The following is a 16037-nucleotide window of genomic DNA, read 5'->3' on the forward strand; positions in this document are numbered from 1 at the left end:
GGCTGTTGAGAAACTCTCGACAGTCTAATATTCCGCCTAAGATCTTTAGTAATTCACCGCGTTAATTTGTTATATATTAATTTATAGCGTTCAATTGGTCTGTTGATTTCCGTTCCAGGCGCTTCGCTTTCCGCGGGGCGGGCGCTGAGCCTCCTCGGCGCTTAAGCGCCTGTGGGGTCTCACCTGTCCCGCTGCTCCCGCAGGAGTCTTCGCGTCTTCCACTCCAATCAACTGGGCGGTAACAATACAGACCTTCCAAACAACCAATAAATAATAAATATAAATAAAAAATGGGAATCCAAGAGCCTCAATAATACCCAACATCCAAAAGTCGCAGAAAAATGGGAACGAAAGAGCCGCAATAATACCCAAAATCAAAAAGTCGCAGAAAAATGGGAACGAAAGAGCCGCAATAATGCCTAAAATCCAAGAACCGCAGAAAAATGGGAACGAAAGAGCCGCAATAATACCCAAAATCCAAGAGCCGCAGAAAAATGGGAACGAGAAAGCCACAATGATGCCCAAAATCCAAGAGTCGCGGAAATATGGGAACGAAAGAGCCGCAATAATGCCCAAAATCCAAGAGTCGTGGAAAAATGGGAACGAAAGAGCCACAATGATGCCCAAAATCCAAGAGTTGTGGAAAAATGGGAACGAAAGAGCCACAATGATGCCCAAAATTTATGCTAGGGTGGAGATGAAGTGTTGTGATTCTTTATTTGATCTGCCCCCTGGAGCGGAAATCAACAGGTCCGTTAGCATAGACAATCTCATATTAAAAATCAGCATTTAATGTTCTGATAAAATGATAAATTGCCGAGAAAAATACCCTTCTCGACAATCTGAACGGGAAGCATTGCATATGCTTCCCGTCTATTAATTAAACTCGCTGGATAGATCTTATTTTAATAATCTCAAGCTATTCAAAATGACTAAAATCGTACTCCCCTCATGGCCAATAACCCCTAATGGTAAATCAAGTATCTGAAAGAAATTAGAAACGATAAGAAGCATAATAATCGAGATTGAAAACACCACATTCTGTTTGACAATTTTGTTCATTCGTTGCGAAAGGTTAATGGCTTCAGCAATTTTAGGTAAATCATTTTTCATTAGGACGATATCGGCTGTTTCTAAAGCAACGTCTGTTCCTTCCCCCATTGCAATTCCGACTGTCGCTGTTGCAAGTGCAGGGGCATCGTTAATACCATCCCCAACCATTGCAACGGAGCCATATTGATTTTTCAACTTCTTTAAATGGTTAACCTTTATTTCAGGTAAGCACTCTGCAAAATAATCATCAACATGGCTCTCAGTAGCAATTGCCTGAGCTGTTTTTTCGCTGTCCCCGGTTAACATGATCGTGTGAATCCCTTTTGATTTAAGGGTGTCAATCGCAAACTTTGTTTCATCTCTAACAACATCTTTAAGGGCAATCATCGCTGATAATTCATCATCAATCTGAATAAAAACAATTGTTTTTCCTTCACTGGCTAAAGTTTTGGCTGCACCTGAGGCAAACGACTCTGCTTCGGTTTTTCCGACAAAGTCTGCTTTCCCAATTCTCCATATTTCATTTTCAACGGATGCTTTAATTCCCCATCCTGCAACGTCTTCTACATAATCGGGATGCAATAAATCCAGCTTTAACGTGTCTTTAACGTATTTTACGATTGCTTGCGCTAAAGGATGGTTAGAGTGGTTTTCGATTGACCCTACCTTGTGGAGAAGATCTTCCCTTGGTAGTCCACCTTTTACAATAAAATTTGTTACTTCTGGCTTCCCCTTTGTTAAAGTCCCTGTCTTATCTAAGGCGATGGCTTTTAAATGTCCGAGGTTTTCTAGATGGACGCCCCCCTTAAATAAAATTCCATGTTTTGCGCCATTGGATATTGCCGATAGTGAAGCGGGCATAATTGAGGCAACAAGGGCACATGGGGATGCAACAACAAGTAAAATCATGGCTCGATAAAAGGTTTCCGTCCAGGTCCAGTTCAATAAGAAATGGGGAACGAACATCATTAGGACCACAATGGCAAGAACGACCTTGACGTACCTTCCTTCAAACTGTTCAATAAAGAGTTGTGACGGGGACTTTTCGCTTTGAGCTGATTGAACCAATTCAATAATTTTATGAAACAAGGTTTCTTCATTAGACTTTGTGACGGTAACATTTATCGATCCGGTTAAATTGACCGTTCCAGCAAACACGTCGTTGTTTAAACCTTTAGTTACTGGCATTGCTTCTCCAGTAATCGTAGCCTCGTCAATTGTTGTTTGACCTTTGGCGATTTTTCCATCTGAAGGAACGCGCTCACCAGGTTTTATTAATATTAAGTCCCCGATTACTAGCTCAGAGACATGAACTCTATCTTCGATACCATTTTTTATCCGTAAAGCTTCTTCAGGTTGAAGCTTCATTAACGAAGAAATTTCCTTACGGCTTTTATTCATGGTGTAAGTTTCTAAGGCACCGCTTAAAGCGAAAATAAAGATAAGCATTGCGCCTTCGGTCCAATAGCCAATAATGGCAGAACCAATTGCTGCAAAAACCATCAACATTTCCACATTTAATTCTTTATTTTCAATCGTCGATTCAATTCCCTGTTTTGCTTTGGCAAATCCACCAATGATAAACGCTAAAAGATAAGCTGCTATTGAAGCGGAAGATGTATCAAAGTGCTTTAAAACCCAGCCTGTGGCAATTAACACTCCGCAAATAACTGCGGCAGTTAATTCTGCATGTGGTAGTATTTTAGCGACAAACGTAATATTCTGTGAAGGTTCAACTTTACTAATCGTTTTTACTTCTGTATTTATGGGAATCCCCTCCTGTTTAATAACTTCCTAACTCAGTGTTTGCACTTTTCTGATAATTGAGAAGAATAATCACAATCAATATCCTTATAAAATGACGAAAGCTGCCATCCAGAGATGACAGCAGACAAACACACAAATTTATTCGTTCACATAATGTTCATAATTAGTGTATCACGAACAGGAGGGGCTGAAAAGAATTTTGCCTAAACGCTGGTTCCATAAATTAAGAACGGTTTGTTTGCCAGGATCTTTGTGGTTGGAATCCTGCGATTGCTATAAAAATGAGTAATAACATAAAGCTGATAACATAGAAAAAACTGCTTGGTGGCAAAAATTGAATCGCCATTCCACCGATAAAAGGACCGCTGATACTGCCAATGCTATAAAAAATGCCACACATTAAATTTCCAGCAGGCAAAAGCTCCTTTGGCAGAATATCTGCCATAAAACTAATTCCAAGTGAGAATGTAGATCCAACCAGCATTCCGGCAATAAAAAAGCTGATGGTTAGTCCAATAACAGAATGATGGAGTAGACCTGCAACGGTAAAACAACCAAACCCTGAAATCATGACTGCTAATAATATATTTTTTCGACCATATTTATCACTCAATATTCCCAGCGGTAATTGAAAAATAATACTGCCAAAAGCAAAAGAGGGTAAAATAATCGAAACCGCACTAATATCAATTCCATTCCTTAGGGCGTATACAGGGAAATTTCCATTAAGCGAAGTTTCCATAAACCCATATCCAAATGGGGGGAGAAAAGCCACCCATGCATATTTACATACTTGACCAAATCTTTTAAAGGAACTGAAGAAGGAATTGGTTTCAACTGTCTTTTCAGGAAAATCGTTTTTTAACAGTAATAAAGTGCTCCAAGCCACAAGACTGAAAAGGGAGGAGAGAAAAAAAGGCAAAGATTCATTGACTTCAACCAGTCTGGTCATCAGAGGTCCAGCTGCAAATCCAAGTCCAAAAAACAATCCATATAATGATATATTCCGACCTCGTCTGTGGGCTGGTGAAAACGATGTAATCCAAGTCTGTGTTCCAAAATGAAGCATATGGTCTCCGATTCCAATGATTAAACGAAGAATAAACCAAAACCAAAATGACTTCCAAATAGGGAATAACGCGATTGAAATCACAACAGATATACCACCAATTAAAATAACTGGTTTATACCCGAATCTCCTTAAAGAGCTTTCCATAAAAGGAGAGATAAAAAGGACTCCTATGTACAACCCAGTTGCGTGGAATCCATTTAAAGTTGATGATAATCCGTCTTTTTCAAATATAATTGCAATAAGCGGAAGAAGCATTCCTTGTGAATATCCCGAAATGGCGACAATCCCTATCAGTACCCAAAAACGCAATCGCTGTTTTTCATCCATTATTATTTCTCCATAACATATTTTTTCCTATGATGGTAACGGCATTGTCAAAGCTTTGCAAGGAAAATCGCTTTTTTATTCCACAATGAAAAGAAATAGTGTAATCTCAAAATAACAAGAGGAAATTAGTGGTTTTAAAAAGGAGAATTAGAAATGGTAAACAAAATATTCTTTTTAGGCGTTCTCATTGGTGTCCCCCTTTCAATTATTGGGACTTTGATGCATTGGTCAAGTATTATGTTGTTTGTTATTTATTGTTTAACGATTATCGCTTTAGCAAGTTTTATGGGAAGAGCAACAGAAAGCTTGGCGATAGTAACTGGACCGCGTATTGGCGGATTATTAAATGCTACATTTGGGAATGCAGTGGAATTGATCATCTCAATCTTTGCTTTAAAAGCTGGACTAGTAGGAGTTGTACTTGCTTCATTAACTGGTTCGGTACTAGGAAACTTACTATTGGTTGCAGGTCTGTCCTTTTTTATTGGCGGAATAAAGTTTAAACGTCAACAATTTAATGTTTTTGATGCTAGACACAATTCAGGATTATTAATGTTTGCCGTCTTTGTTGCGTTCGTTATTCCAGAAGTGTTTTCCATGGAAATGAGTGAAAGTAAAATTGTAACCCTGAGTGTTGGTATCTCAGTCATTTTAATCTTGCTATATTTGTCCGCTTTATTTTTTAAGCTCGTTACTCACCGTGGGGTTTATCAGCCTGGTGAATCTGAATTACGCCATGAAGAAGAAGAACCAGAGTGGAGCAAAAAGAAAGCCATGACTATCTTGGCGCTGGCAACTGTTGCAGTTGCCTATGTATCGGAAAACCTTGTCCATACTTTTGAGACTGTTGCCCATTCGTTTGGTTGGACAGAATTATTTATCGGGATCATTATCGTTGCTATTGTTGGAAATGCAGCTGAACATGCATCAGCGGTGCTAATGGCGTTTAAAAATAAAATGGATATTGCGGTTGAAATTGCCGTTGGTTCCACTTTACAGGTAGCCATGTTTGTTGCACCCGTGCTTGTGCTGGCTTCCCTCTTTTTCCCAACGGCTATGCCACTAGTTTTCACGTTACCAGAGTTAGTTGCTATGGTCTCAGCAGTTATGTTAATGGTGATAATTTCCAATGACGGGGAAACAAACTGGTTTGAAGGAGCAACGTTACTTGCAGCATACGTTATTATGGGGATAGGTTTTTATTTGTTATAAAGAAAGCTTAGTGGTTTGAAATGGCAAAATTGATGCTGTTTCAAACCCTTTTTGTTCTTAATAGATAGGGGCTGTGTTAAAGCTCAATGTTGATTTTTTCACAGTGTTGATTGGAGTTGAAGGTGCTCGACTCCTGCGGGAGCAGCGGGACAGGTGAGACCCCGCAGGCGTAACGACGAGGAGGCTCACCACCCGCCCCGCGGAAAGCAAGCACCTGGAACGGAAATCAACAACCTAGGTTAACAGAGCCAATAGATAAGATATAATTGAAATGATTAAATGTTATTTTTTTGTTATTGGCGGAATCGATGGATAATATTTGCGGACTCCGAAAAAACTATCATTAATAATGATAGGAAGTGAGTGAGTTTGACATTATGAGAAAATTATTATCTATTTGTGTGCTTTGTTTTCTTTTTATGCTTTCTTTCTTACCTTCTACTTTTGCAGAGCAGGGGCAAAAGAAGACGGTACAACCAAAAGTAGAAAAATATCATGTTCCAAATTCAGTGAAGAACATTGCCAAGGAGAATACATATCCAAATCCAACCCAGGATATGCCTCAATTACAACCAAGTGAACTAACCAAGAAACTACTCGAATCTTCAAGGGTAAAAGTTGAAAACCCAGATCTAATAAGAATGTTGAATGAATCATCGATTAACAGCACACCGTTTGCTCTAGGATACCGAGCGATTATTTACTTAGGGCAGTGGCCATTAAATTATGAATCAACTGAAACTGCACCCAATTGGGAATATCAAAGGATTAACACAAATTATTTTGATAATCGTGGCACAAATACGTTATATCAAATCCATTACGTTCAAGAGGCACAAAAGCTTGTTCGCGGTGGACTGACAGCGAAAATCCCAAATTCAGAAGATGTGAAAAAAATGATGCTGTTAAAAGCGATGCAAAAAACAAACCTACCATTGGCATTTGAAACTGTGATTGGACTTGGTACAAAAAATGATCAAATTTATAACATTCCAGCAAATCGTCTAGGATATTTGTATTCCTATGCACCAGCAGTAAATGAAAAGGGAAAAGTTACATATGGTGAGGTTTATCTAACTTTAAAAGGTAATAAGAAAGTAATCATCATTAAAAACGTAACTTCACAAGGTGTTGGAGCATGGATTCCAATCCAAGATCATGTATCTTTTGGCTTTGCTGTTTCTGAACGACCACGCTAATGCGGAAAAACGCCAATCTTTGGCGTTTTTTTTGTTATCTGGAAAAGAAAAACATCTAGGTCCCTTATTGGATTCAGTAGGCTACAATGAAATTAAAGTATTTGATGAAGAAATGACGATATGATTCAAAATTACAGAAAAACTTTATTTGGATTGGGTGGCTATTATGGATGGAAAAAATACCCGGAAAATTGGTGCTGTAATACTGGCTGCAGGACTTTCAAAACGAATGAACACATCAAAACAATTTCTACTGCTTAATGGTGTTCCACTGTTCATTCATGCGGTCTCTTTAGCCTCAGAATGCGGGCTAGAACCAATCATTTTAGTCATCGGGGAAAACGAGGGAGAGTACGAAAAATACCTCGTGAATTACCCAAATGTTATCATTTTGAAAAATGAATGTTTTCGAGAAGGGATGGGAACCTCACTCCGATTGGGTGTTCAGTTTGTTAACGATCAAGTTGAAGCAATAATGATTTTTCTTGCAGATCAACCTTTCGTCACAAAAGAGGTGGTCATGAAGATGGTCAATAAATATCATGAATTAGGAGTTAGACCGCAATACACAATAATACGTCCAAAATATAAGAACATGGAGGGGCATCCTATTTTGTTTGATGTTTCGTTATTTCCTGAATTTAATTTTCTTGAAGGGGATAAAGGAGGGAAATCTATTATTAAAAAATACCGCAAATATTTGAAGATCATTAATTTTGACAAACAAATATATGGATTTGATATCGATACTCCTGAAGAGTACCTGATAGCGAAAAGATATAGGGGACCTTTTTGATTTCATTTTATTTTCCCCCATTCAAGGGAATACTGAGACCATTGATTCAGGATATTAGAGAAATGCATTGCCAAATTCCTGAATTTTCGATAGGATGGTATCGAAACTGAAAGGAGTGAATACTTTGGGTAGCAAAATCAATGAAAAAAACACTCAAGTAGACTTTTTAAAGCACCGCTTAAATATGTTCCTAGATGTATTAGATGCCATTGATCCAGAGGATGCAGATTTAGAGGATATTGATCGTCTCATTTCTTTTATTGATGATCTAGAATCAAAATGCCGCGAATTTAATAATCGAGAAGATTAAAAGCCAGATACCCATCTGGCTTTTTTTTATTGGGCTTTGTTAAACTAGAATGTTATTTCCGTTCCAGGCGCTTCGCTTTCCGCGGGGTCTCACCTGTCCCACTGCTCCCGCAGGAGTCTCGAGCCTTCCACTCCAATCAACATTGTGCCACAGCCTTTTATTGAAAAAAATTAACTGTTCTCAACAATATTGTCTATGACTTTTCAACCTAACGCTCTCAGAGTATAATAGAAGTTGTGAGAAATAATGAAAATATTCAAACTTGAGCAAAAATATAGGTAACAATGGGGAAGGGGATGCCAAATGAATATCGAAAAATTTCAAGAAAGTATGTACCAGCTAATCGTTGAAACTTCAACAAACCTGCCAAAGGACGTTCGTCGCGCTGTTTTAGCTGCAAAAGAACGGGAAAATGCGGGAACGACTTCTGCAATGAGTTTGGCAACAATTACAAAGAACATCAAAATGGCTGATACAAATGTATCGCCAATTTGCCAAGACACAGGGATGCCAACTTTTAAAATTAAAACTCCAGTTGGTGCAAATCAAATCGAAATGTCAAAAGCTATCAAAGCAGCAATTGCCCAAGCGACAAAAGACGGAAAGCTTCGTTCAAACTCTGTTGACTCATTAACAGGGGATAATACTGGAGATAATTTAGGCGAAGGAACTCCAGTCATTAAGTTTGAACAATGGGAAAAGGATTACATAGATGCGCGCCTTATTTTAAAAGGTGGCGGTTGTGAAAATAAAAACATCCAGTACAGCCTTCCAGCTGAAATTGAAGGTCTTGGACGTGCTGGCCGTGACTTAGACGGAATTCGTAAATGCATCCTTCACTCAGTATACCAAGCACAAGGACAGGGCTGTAGCGCTGGATTTATCGGAGTTGGAATCGGCGGCGACCGCACTTCAGGTTACGAGCTTGCCAAATTACAGCTTTTCCGTAGTGTTGAAGATGTGAATCCAAATGAAGATTTACGTAAGCTAGAAGAATATGTGATGGATAAAGCCAATGAATTAGGAATTGGTACCATGGGCTTCGGTGGAGAAACAACGCTATTGGGTTGTAAAATTGGAGCATATAACCGTCTTCCAGCAAGTTTCTTTGTATCAGTCGCTTATAACTGTTGGGCATACCGTCGTCTAGGTGTGAAAGTAAACTCTGAAACGGGCGTCATTAACGAATGGTTGTATCAAGAAGGCGAAAAAATTGAGTTTGCTGAAACGGAAGCAGAAAAAGAAACTGCAGCGGCTTCAGCATCAGACAGCAAAATAGTAACGCTTCAAGCACCAGTCTCAGAAGAACAAATTCGTTCCTTAAAGGTTGGCGACGTCGTTAAAATAAACGGTTTAATGTACACTGGCCGTGACGCAATCCATAAATACCTATCTGAACGTGATGATGCTCCAGTGGATTTAAATGGACAAATCATTTACCACTGTGGACCAGTTATGCTAAAAGATGAAGAAGGAACTTGGCACGTAAAGGCAGCAGGACCAACAACAAGTATTCGTGAAGAGCCTTACCAAGGTGATGTCATGAAACGCTTTGGTATCCGGGCTGTAATTGGAAAAGGTGGAATGGGTCCAAAAACTCTTGCAGCTCTAAATGAACATGGCGGGGTTTATTTGAACGCTATTGGTGGAGCAGCACAATATTATGCAGATTGCATCAAATCTGTTGAGGGTGTAGATCTAATGCAATTTGGTCTCCCAGAGGCAATGTGGCATTTAAAAGTTGAAGGATTTACCGCTGTCGTGACCATGGATTCTCATGGAAACAGCCTTCACCGTGATATTGACCGGTCCTCTTTAGAAAAATTATCGCAATTCAAAGAAAAAGTTTTTAAATAATTTCTTAAGACCAGAATGCACATGCATTCTGGTCTTTTACATATTTAAAACCCTTGTTCTGTAATTTGGCTCAAAGGTATTTCCTTTTTAAAAATTACATCATTTTTCTCTTGATCATAATAAAAGATTTTTAACACTTCACTATCACCGATTTGGGTGTCACCAGTTAAAATTCCAAAGTGCCCATTTTCTAAAGGAACCATGGTTGAAGAATTGAATTGTGGCAGAACATTGGAACCATCGTTTTGATCAACAGTCACAGTATGATTCCCAGAGTTCAAAGTGATAATTATCGTTAATATAATCAGTGTAATCCTAATGTTACGTAACTCCCTTAAATATGAATCATTCACTATAAGCGCCCCCAAGATTTTCGACCTCAACTAATTATTACATATTTTACCTTTCGATTGGTTGTGAATGTCTATTTAAACATTGAATTCTTTTATCCTTTTAACAAACAATAATGAAAAATATGTTGGAGGATAAATAATGAAATGGATCGTTCGAAGTTTGAGTATCTTGCTTTTCCTCGTTATCTCAATTTCTGCAACTGCACATGCAAAAATCAACACATCCTCACTTCACTGGGGATTTAAAAAGTCATCAAACGGACAGCCTGTAGATGCAGGGGAAAAATTAGAAGGACTTCTCGACAGGTATGGAGCAGCCTATAAAGGCGACCCCCAAAAAAAGGTTTTGTATTTAACCTTTGATAATGGATACGAAAATGGCTATACAGAAAAAATCTTGAATGTATTAAAAAAAGAAAAGGCACCAGCGACCTTCTTTGTCACTGGACACTACTTGAATAGTGCCCCGGATCTTGTCAAACGGATGGTAAAAGAAGGACATATAGTTGGAAACCATTCATGGCATCATCCAGATTTATCGAAAGTCAGCGAGGAGAGATTTACAGAAGAATTGGAAAAGGTCCGTGTAAAAACTAAAACGTTAACAGGTCAAAAAAATATGGTGTATTTACGACCACCTCGAGGGACGTTTAGTGAACGAACTTTGGCTTTAGCTAAAAAACAGGGTTACACTCATGTGTTCTGGTCAATTGCCTTTATTGATTGGTATACAAACGACCAAAAAGGTTGGCGGTATTCTTACAATAACATTATGCGCCAAGTTCACCCGGGCGGGATTATTTTGTTACACACTGTCTCAAAAGATAATGCAGATGCATTAGAAAAAGTGATTAAGGATTTGAAAAAACAGGGCTACACGTTTAAAAGCTTGGATGATTTGATGATGGACAATGCAATGGAGTCACCTATGCTATACTAAGTGTAGTGTTTTCCTTTTTATAAAAATAAAGCTAATTTTGCCCCGGAAATGGTTCCGGGTTTTCTTTTGGAAAAGATGATATAATACGGAAAAAATGAAAAGGGCGGAATAAATTTTGTGGCACGAAAAAATAGCAATAAGTGGCCCCTATAATTTTGACCGAGTATTGGAACGACTTTCAATTGACCCGCTCAATGTGGTTTCGCTTAACGATCGGTCTGTAAAGGTTCCAATATTTATTGAAGAACAGCAAGGGGTTGTGGTAGTTAAAGCAACAGGAACCACCGACGCTCCTTCTTTTATCATGAGTGGAAAAGAAATAATCAATAAAGAGCAAGCTGTTAAAAAGGTTAATGAAATCTTCCAATGGGACACTCCACTTGAGGATGTCCATCGCCATTTTCAAAAAACACAATTAAAAGACTTGTTTTCCGAGCATTATGGAACGCCACTTGTCCTAGATTTTGACCCCTACGGCTGCCTACTTAAATGCATTATTCATCAGCAATTAAATATGGCTTTTGCTCATACGCTTTCAACAAGATTTGTAAAAACATTTGGGTTTGAGGTAGATGGAGTTTGGTTTTATCCACGACCAGAGGTTGTTGCAGGCATAGAAGTTGAACAGCTGAGGGAGTTGCAATTTAGCGGTCGAAAAGCTGAGTATGTAATAGGGATTGGCAAGGCGATTGCTCAAGGAGAGCTTAATCTAGAAAAAATAAAGCAGCTGTCAGATGAAGAAATTTTAGCACAGTTGGTTAAATTACGTGGCGTTGGACCATGGACCGTACAAAATTTCTTAATGTTTGGGCTGGGGAGACCGAATTTGTTTCCAATTGCCGATATTGGCATTCAAAATGCACTAAAGAAGCTATACAATTTGGATCGAAAACCGACAGAAGAAGAGATGGAGAACTTCAAACTGGGTTGGGACCCGTACTTAAGCTACGCCTCGTTATATTTATGGCGAAGTATCGAATAATATGGAGTGAAGAAAATCATGCAAAAACAAGAAACCGTTACTATTACTGAGAAACAATCCTTTCCATTAACAATTAAACGATTAGGGATCAATGGAGAAGGAGTCGGCTATTTTAAAAGACAAGTTGTGTTTGTGCCTGGAGCCTTGCCTGGAGAAGAAGTAGTCGTTGAGGTGACAAAGGTTAATCCGAAATTTGCTGAGGCAAAGATTAAGAAGATCCGTAAATCCTCAGAGCATCGGGTTCAACCAGTATGCCCCGTTTATGATGAATGCGGAGGCTGCCAGCTTCAACACCTAAGTTATGAACAACAATTAAAAGAAAAACGCGATATTATTATTCAGTCACTAGAGCGCCATACGAAAATACCTGTTGGGGAATTAACGATAAATGAAACAATTGGGATGGAAAATCCATGGGGCTATCGAAATAAAAGTCAATTCCAGGTAGGATTGGATGCAAGAGGCAAGGTGCTTGCGGGACTATACGGATTGAATTCACATCAGCTCATTGACATTCAGAATTGTGCAGTGCAGCATCCGCAAACGAATAAAGCAACGGAAACGGTTAAGAAAATATTACAGGATTTACAGATTTCTATTTATAATGAAAAGACGCGAAAAGGGATCGTTAGAACGATTGTTTCAAGAGTCGGCGTGCACTCTGGTGAACTACAAATAGTGTTAATTACGACGCAACCAGAGTTGCCAAAAAAAGATCAGATTATCGAAATAATTATTGATCGCCTTCCTGATGTAAAGTCTATAATGCAAAACATTAACGGTGCAAAGACATCGCTTATTTTTGGAGAAGAAACGGTCGCTTTAGATGGGGAGGAATTTATCCAAGAGACCCTCGGTGACTTATCGTTTGAGCTGTCAGCAAGGACGTTCTTTCAATTAAACCCTGTGCAAACAGTGAAACTGTATAATGAAGTAAAAAAAGCAGCAGCATTAACAGGTACAGAAAAAGTCGTCGATGCTTATTGTGGTGTTGGTACGATTGGACTTTGGTTAGCAGATCAGGCAGGAGAAGTCCGAGGAATGGACATCATTCCTGAATCGATCGAAGATGCTAAGAAAAATGCCAAGCGCCACGGGTTCACCAACACAAAATACGTCCCAGGAAAAGTCCAAGAGGTCCTGCCAAAATGGATCAAAAAGGGCTGGAAACCCGATGTCATCATCGTCGACCCACCAAGAACAGGACTGGACAATCAGCTGCTAGAGACAATATTATCAGCAGAGCCGAAGAAAGTAGTGTACGTGTCATGTAATCCATCAACATTGGCAAAGGATATTCAGGTGTTAAGTTCTAAATTTAAGGTAGAGTATATTCAGCCGGTTGATATGTTCCCACATACGAGTCATGTGGAGTGTATCTCGCAACTCATTTTAAAATAAGGCAACTGCCCTTCTGGGGCGTTGCCTTTTTACGTGTCTTGTGTAACTAACAAATAATCTCACTATCCCTACACAATAAACCTTTCCGATTTCTCCTCCCAGTGAGAAAAAAGATTTCGTAAAAAAGCGTGAGAAAAACAGGGCAACCCCTTGCGGGGTCTGCCTTTCTGCTTTTTGCGGTCTCTGAAAACTTTATTCGATATTGAGAAAAAGCGTGAAAAAAAGGCGAGAAAAAGCGGGGGGAAACGTGAGATTTTGAAGAGAAAAAGGGGGGGAGCGGGATTTCGGAAAACTTTATTCCAACTGAAGAAACGAAGGAATGCGGTTTTGAAGGGGGGGGAATCGGAAGAGTTTAAAATCGATGTACACTTGTAACGGATTAACAAAGCTGTATTGGATGTGGACAGTGCCATCATGATTACAAGTAATCTTTTCAACCAGTGAATGAAGAATTGTCGGAGTTAAGTCATTTAGATTCAGTGCTTCTTTTAGCTTGTTGCCAATATTAATGGCGTAATTTTTTTCAACACAATCCTTCAGTTTTTCATCCAACTGAGTCTTTTTAATTTGAAGTGCTGTAACCTTGTTGTCCGTTAATTCTCGGTATTCAACCAGTTCATCTTTAGTAATGACATTCTCAGTGAAGAGATTTACATATTCCAACTTTTTGTTTTTTAAGGTTTCGATTTCAGTTTGAATCGCTTCAAGTTCTTTTAGGTAGTGCGTTTTTTTACGTTTAACTTGTTTAACAACGTATTCAAAAAGTTTTCTTCCTTTAAAGAGTTTAAAAGCGTTTGTAAATCCTCAATGATTACATGCATTAATTCTTTTTCACGAATAGCCACTTTATTTAAACAAAAGGTGTTACCGTGTTTTATATTTCCGCCGCAACGACAGCCTTTTTGATTGGCTTTATACCACATACCTTTTTGGCATTCTTCACAATAAAGGATATTCGTGAAAATGTGTTTCTTTGGTGCAGTAGCTGTTCTGGTTCGATTCTGGATCATCACTTGTACCGCATTAAAGGTATCTTTCGGAAGAATCGCTTCGTGTGTTTTTTCAATCACCACGATATCTTCTTCACTAAGCTCCCGACGTTTGGAAGAGGTGACAGAGATGGTTTCAGTTCTGCTTTGGACTAGGTCCCCAGAGTAGTGCTGATTGTTTAACATTACTTTAATACTTGAGGCATGCCACAAATTCGAGGCATTTGCTTTATTAGCTACTTGAGCAGGTGTTGGGACACCTTCAGCAGTTAATGTCTTTGCGATTGTGTCCATTCCTGTACCATTTAAATACTCTTGAAAAATCCGACGAACAATGTTTGGGGTGTTGTCATTTCTAATTTTAAGAACCCTATTTTCAGAAAAGTAACCGTATGGTGGATTTGATCCAACAAACAAACCGCGTTGCGCTTTTACCCTTTTCGCCTGTTTATTTCGGCGGCTACTGTTAGCTGATTCATTCTCGTAAAGCCAAGCAAATAATCCGAAGTTCTGTACGTTACCATCTATAGTGTTGATTGAGTTATCCAAGCAGACAATATTGATGTTATTGAATTGGCAAATATCCCGAAGCTCATAAGAGAGCCGACCGTTACGTGCTAAACGAGATAGCTCTTTTGCCAAGATGACATCATACATTCCAGCTTTTCCGTCATCAATCAAAGCCTTTAATCCAGGACGACTTTCCTTTGTACCAGATTGTTTGTCGGTATAAACCTTGACGATATCCCAATCACGTTGAGCGGTGTAAATTCTAAAAATGTCTATTTGGTTGTCTATTGATGTCCTTTGTGAATCCAATTCCGTTGAGACACGAGCATATACTGCACATCTCATGCACAATCACCACCTAGAGTAATTTTTTCATGAGATGCTGGTGAGTTTACGGAATTAGTATTAACGATTTTTTCCATTTCTATTTCAATGAGTTGTTGTAAAATCCGTTGCACATTCACTGCTTTATTGGGTACAGCATATGAGCGGATGACCTTCATTTTGTATTCCTCTCCCTTGATGATTTTTCTATGATGTATAACTTTCGGTACTTTGACCCTACTGATAATGTTTTTCTGTTTTTCATCCATATTGGTATAGAAAAGATGCAGTATGAGGAAGATTATTCTGGTCAAAGGACACTAAGAGTAACATTTGATAATTCAGGTTGGTATGGAATAGTTGAATTATGTTTTGAAGGCTTAATCGCAATGAATTTAAGGCCAGCGTTAGAAAACTGTTCTCGTGAATTATATAGTGGAAGCCTAATTGTTAAAGACGAATGTATTTTCTGGGCAGATGAATTTTTAGAAAATGAAAATCAGGATTTTAGTGGCAGCTACATTAAAGCACTAAATTTGAAATGGCGTAAAATTTAATTGTTGATATACGCTTAGCATTGTTATGTGGAGTTTTTTATATAAAGAGCTTATATTTCAATAACACCTATGGGATTTTTTCAGATTTCTGACCATCAGTATGCCCTGAAAAAGTTTTAGCAAAATTTTTAAAATTTGTTTTAGATGACTTAATCAAATTAATGCTATTATTAATAGAGAGAATTTGGTTTTATATGTTGTTTCTATGTAATTGATAAATGTGTTACTTTATATTAAAAGTCTTGTTTAGTAATTATTTTGCGAATTATTGAAAGAAAATCAGTTGTTAAAGAAGAAAATATACTCGTATAGTGCTAGGATTATGAAATGGGTCACCTGTTGATTTATAAAGCAAAGGTATGTTTTCTAAAAGAGCTATGAACTTTGA

Annotated in this window: 16 protein-coding genes; 9 read left to right on the top strand and 7 right to left on the bottom strand. The window is 38.4% G+C overall.

The features are described from left to right. Nucleotides 1-90: 90 nt before the first annotated feature. From B1NLA3E_RS25150 to B1NLA3E_RS02625, 3 genes are all read right to left on the bottom strand, one after another. On the bottom strand, nucleotides 91-678 hold the full coding sequence (locus tag B1NLA3E_RS25150; RefSeq protein ID WP_187292146.1) for a hypothetical protein: 588 nt from the start codon (nucleotides 676-678) through the stop codon (nucleotides 91-93). 222 nt (nucleotides 679-900) lie between these two features. Then, entirely contained in the window at nucleotides 901-2799 is a 1899-nt protein-coding gene (locus B1NLA3E_RS02620; protein WP_442852654.1) for a heavy metal translocating P-type ATPase, read from the bottom strand. 244 nt (nucleotides 2800-3043) lie between these two features. Then, on the bottom strand, nucleotides 3044-4219 hold the full coding sequence (locus tag B1NLA3E_RS02625) for an MFS transporter (RefSeq protein WP_015592316.1): 1176 nt from the start codon (nucleotides 4217-4219) through the stop codon (nucleotides 3044-3046). A 153-nt stretch (nucleotides 4220-4372) separates the two neighbouring features. Here B1NLA3E_RS02625 and cax point away from each other — a divergent pair, with 153 nt between their 5' ends. The 5 genes from cax (at nucleotide 4373) to B1NLA3E_RS02650 (ending at nucleotide 9593) form a co-directional block, all read left to right on the top strand. After that, complete coding sequence (gene cax / locus B1NLA3E_RS02630) at nucleotides 4373-5431, top strand: calcium/proton exchanger (RefSeq protein ID WP_015592317.1); 1059 nt, start codon at nucleotides 4373-4375, stop codon at nucleotides 5429-5431. Between the two features lie 377 nt (nucleotides 5432-5808). After that, complete coding sequence (locus B1NLA3E_RS02635; RefSeq protein ID WP_041580240.1) at nucleotides 5809-6630, top strand: YfkD famly protein; 822 nt, start codon at nucleotides 5809-5811, stop codon at nucleotides 6628-6630. 166 nt (nucleotides 6631-6796) lie between these two features. Beyond that, a complete protein-coding gene (locus B1NLA3E_RS02640; protein WP_015592319.1) occupies nucleotides 6797-7426 on the top strand; it encodes a nucleotidyltransferase family protein in 630 nt (209 codons plus the stop codon). 124 nt (nucleotides 7427-7550) lie between these two features. Continuing rightward, a complete protein-coding gene (locus tag B1NLA3E_RS02645; protein ID WP_015592320.1) occupies nucleotides 7551-7736 on the top strand; it encodes an SE1561 family protein in 186 nt (61 codons plus the stop codon). A gap of 303 nt (nucleotides 7737-8039) precedes the next feature. Beyond that, entirely contained in the window at nucleotides 8040-9593 is a 1554-nt protein-coding gene (locus tag B1NLA3E_RS02650) for a fumarate hydratase (RefSeq protein WP_015592321.1), read from the top strand. Between the two features lie 44 nt (nucleotides 9594-9637). Here the strand turns inward: B1NLA3E_RS02650 and B1NLA3E_RS02655 are convergent, their stop codons facing one another. Continuing rightward, complete coding sequence (locus B1NLA3E_RS02655; protein WP_041580241.1) at nucleotides 9638-9946, bottom strand: hypothetical protein; 309 nt, start codon at nucleotides 9944-9946, stop codon at nucleotides 9638-9640. A 139-nt stretch (nucleotides 9947-10085) separates the two neighbouring features. On the opposite strand from B1NLA3E_RS02655, the gene pdaA reads away from it, so the two are divergent. The 3 genes from pdaA to rlmD all read left to right on the top strand — a co-directional run bounded on the left by pdaA (nucleotide 10086) and on the right by rlmD (nucleotide 13269). Beyond that, nucleotides 10086-10886 carry a delta-lactam-biosynthetic de-N-acetylase gene (pdaA, locus tag B1NLA3E_RS02660; protein ID WP_015592323.1) on the top strand — a complete coding sequence of 267 codons (801 nt, stop codon included), beginning with the start codon at nucleotides 10086-10088 and terminating at the stop codon, nucleotides 10884-10886. A 115-nt stretch (nucleotides 10887-11001) separates the two neighbouring features. After that, nucleotides 11002-11868 (top strand): DNA-3-methyladenine glycosylase family protein, encoded by an 867-nt coding sequence (locus B1NLA3E_RS02665; RefSeq protein WP_015592324.1) that lies wholly within the window; start codon nucleotides 11002-11004, stop codon nucleotides 11866-11868. A gap of 18 nt (nucleotides 11869-11886) precedes the next feature. Further along, nucleotides 11887-13269 (top strand): 23S rRNA (uracil(1939)-C(5))-methyltransferase RlmD, encoded by a 1383-nt coding sequence (gene rlmD / locus B1NLA3E_RS02670; RefSeq protein WP_041580242.1) that lies wholly within the window; start codon nucleotides 11887-11889, stop codon nucleotides 13267-13269. A 294-nt stretch (nucleotides 13270-13563) separates the two neighbouring features. On the opposite strand, the gene B1NLA3E_RS23155 is transcribed toward rlmD, so the two are convergent. Genes B1NLA3E_RS23155 through B1NLA3E_RS25155 form a run of 3 tightly spaced genes read right to left on the bottom strand, consistent with a single transcriptional unit; the run spans nucleotide 13564 to nucleotide 15271 of the window. Further along, nucleotides 13564-13932 carry a hypothetical protein gene (locus B1NLA3E_RS23155; RefSeq protein ID WP_015592326.1) on the bottom strand — a complete coding sequence of 123 codons (369 nt, stop codon included), beginning with the start codon at nucleotides 13930-13932 and terminating at the stop codon, nucleotides 13564-13566. Between the two features lie 50 nt (nucleotides 13933-13982). Then, nucleotides 13983-15113: a recombinase family protein gene (locus B1NLA3E_RS02675; protein ID WP_015592327.1), complete on the bottom strand. Its 1131-nt coding sequence runs from the start codon at nucleotides 15111-15113 to the stop codon at nucleotides 13983-13985. Continuing rightward, a complete protein-coding gene (locus B1NLA3E_RS25155) occupies nucleotides 15110-15271 on the bottom strand; it encodes a hypothetical protein (protein ID WP_187292147.1) in 162 nt (53 codons plus the stop codon). The genes B1NLA3E_RS02675 and B1NLA3E_RS25155 overlap by 4 nt, the downstream gene beginning before the upstream one ends. Nucleotides 15272-15301: 30 nt before the next feature. Here B1NLA3E_RS25155 and B1NLA3E_RS02680 point away from each other — a divergent pair, with 30 nt between their 5' ends. Then, nucleotides 15302-15649, top strand: a complete 348-nt coding sequence (locus tag B1NLA3E_RS02680) for a hypothetical protein (RefSeq protein ID WP_041580243.1) — start codon at nucleotides 15302-15304, stop codon at nucleotides 15647-15649. Nucleotides 15650-16037: the final 388 nt, after the last annotated feature.

The sequence above is a fragment of the Bacillus sp. 1NLA3E genome (assembly GCF_000242895.2).
GTDB lineage: Bacteria > Bacillota > Bacilli > Bacillales > Cytobacillaceae > Bacillus_BU.

Coding starts and splice junctions, on each gene's coding strand:
- B1NLA3E_RS02625 (WP_015592316.1), bottom strand. CDS start 4,219: ATGGATGAAAAACAGCGATTGCGTTTTTGGGTACTGATAGGGATTGTC.
- pdaA (WP_015592323.1), top strand. CDS start 10,086: ATGAAATGGATCGTTCGAAGTTTGAGTATCTTGCTTTTCCTCGTTATC.
- B1NLA3E_RS25155 (WP_187292147.1), bottom strand. CDS start 15,271: ATGAAGGTCATCCGCTCATATGCTGTACCCAATAAAGCAGTGAATGTG.
- B1NLA3E_RS02640 (WP_015592319.1), top strand. CDS start 6,797: ATGGATGGAAAAAATACCCGGAAAATTGGTGCTGTAATACTGGCTGCA.
- cax (WP_015592317.1), top strand. CDS start 4,373: ATGGTAAACAAAATATTCTTTTTAGGCGTTCTCATTGGTGTCCCCCTT.
- B1NLA3E_RS02680 (WP_041580243.1), top strand. CDS start 15,302: ATGATGTATAACTTTCGGTACTTTGACCCTACTGATAATGTTTTTCTG.
- rlmD (WP_041580242.1), top strand. CDS start 11,887: ATGCAAAAACAAGAAACCGTTACTATTACTGAGAAACAATCCTTTCCA.
- B1NLA3E_RS02675 (WP_015592327.1), bottom strand. CDS start 15,113: ATGAGATGTGCAGTATATGCTCGTGTCTCAACGGAATTGGATTCACAA.
- B1NLA3E_RS02635 (WP_041580240.1), top strand. CDS start 5,809: ATGAGAAAATTATTATCTATTTGTGTGCTTTGTTTTCTTTTTATGCTT.
- B1NLA3E_RS02650 (WP_015592321.1), top strand. CDS start 8,040: ATGAATATCGAAAAATTTCAAGAAAGTATGTACCAGCTAATCGTTGAA.